Genomic DNA, 1,512 nt, shown 5'->3' on the forward strand with positions numbered 1-1,512 from the left:
CGGGGTTTAGGGTGATTCGATCATTTGTGTGTACATGGTATCCTTACCAAGGAGAGGGGCTGTTCTTGTGAGGTAAAAGTGTACACACCTATAAAACTATTGCGTTAAAGCAGACTGCAACAACTGCCGCAGAGACAGAGCCTGTATATGATTGGGAAAGATAGTTAAAAAATCATCCAAGTCACGGATTGCTTCCTGGATATGCTGCAAACTTGCACTCTGAGAAAGAGCATATCTATATAACTGCTCTGCTGTGGGAGCATAATCAACAGCCAGATAGTAAAGAGCCAAATTAAAAGTATTGTGCCAATCTTGAAAGTTTTCTTTATAACGCTCTTTAGCAAATTTAACAGCACCAGCAAAATCAGACCGTGCTTTTTTTGGTTGCTTCAGAGTTTGGTAGGCTAAAGCTCGAACATACAAACACCAATCATTATTAGGTTCCAACTCTATAGCCCTGTTAAAATCTGCAAGAGCAGCATTGTATCGTTTCAGCATCAAGTAAACTTCACCGCGAGTCATTAGCGCCCAGGCATAATTAGGGTTAAATTCAATAGCACAGTCAAAATCTTTGAGCGCTTGTTTGTAGCGCTGCATCAACCGATAAGTTTCACCCCGCCCAGCTAACGCCCAAGCATTACCGGGATTAAGTTTAATAGCACGGTCAAAGTCTTTAAGTGCTTGTTTGTAACACTGCATTAATTGATAAGTTTGACCTCGACTTGCCAACACCCAATCTAAATTAGAGTTAATTTTAATCGCACGGTTAAAATCTTTGAGCGCTTCTTCGTAGCGCTGCATTAATTGATAAGTTTGACCCCGACTTGCCAGCGCCCAGTCAAAGTTAGGATTAAGTGCGATCGCACGGTTAAAATCTTTGAGCGCTTCTTCGTATTTCTGCATTAAACGGTAAGTTTCACCCCGAATTGCCAGCGCCTCAGTAAAATTAGGGTCAAGTTCAATCACACGGTCAAAATCCTTTAGCGCATCCTCGTAGCGTAGCAGGAATTGATAAATTTGACCCCGACGCGCCAGCGTAGAAATATGATTAGGATTAATCTTAAGAGTGCGGTCAAACTCTTTGAGAGCTTTCTTATAATTATTAGTAACAAGCATTCCTGCTTTGCAACTTGAATATATTTTTTCACTACATTTGTCTAATGTATTTGCTGCATACGCATAAGCTATCTGTGTATATCTGTGTGCATCGCCTTGCACGGTGTTCGATTTCTAAAATAAATTTTTTGCTCATAGCCCTAACTCCCATCAAACCTAACTTTAATTTTAGTTAAGAATAATTGTAGCCAAGAGTAAATCAAACTACTACCAAAGTAATAGAAAAAATACTACACTTGACAGTCCCAAAAAACTTGTATCTAAAAGATATGATGTAAATATAGAGCCTTATGGGGGAAAGTAAATATGGTGAAACAGTTGAAATCTGCTCTCCATGAAGAACCCCGTAATCAGCGTACTTGTGTTATTCCTTTAAAGCAAGAGAATTCCTTTTTA

2 protein-coding genes are annotated in these 1,512 nt (G+C 39.4%); one reads left to right on the top strand and one right to left on the bottom strand.

Annotated features, from left to right (window positions below):
- Positions 1 to 96: 96 nt before the first annotated feature.
- Positions 97 to 1,116, bottom strand: a complete 1,020-nt coding sequence (locus UYK_RS0115860; RefSeq protein WP_016871747.1) for a tetratricopeptide repeat protein — start codon at positions 1,114 to 1,116, stop codon at positions 97 to 99.
- 306 nt (positions 1,117 to 1,422) lie between these two features.
- Here UYK_RS0115860 and UYK_RS26230 point away from each other — a divergent pair.
- A partial coding sequence (locus UYK_RS26230; RefSeq protein WP_157221832.1) for a DUF3134 family protein occupies positions 1,423 to 1,512 on the top strand: 90 nt, incomplete at its 3' end.

The sequence above is a fragment of the Fischerella thermalis PCC 7521 genome, assembly GCF_000317225.1.
GTDB lineage: Bacteria > Cyanobacteriota > Cyanobacteriia > Cyanobacteriales > Nostocaceae > Fischerella > Fischerella thermalis.

Coding starts and splice junctions, on each gene's coding strand:
- UYK_RS0115860 (WP_016871747.1), bottom strand. CDS start 1,116: ATGCTTGTTACTAATAATTATAAGAAAGCTCTCAAAGAGTTTGACCGC.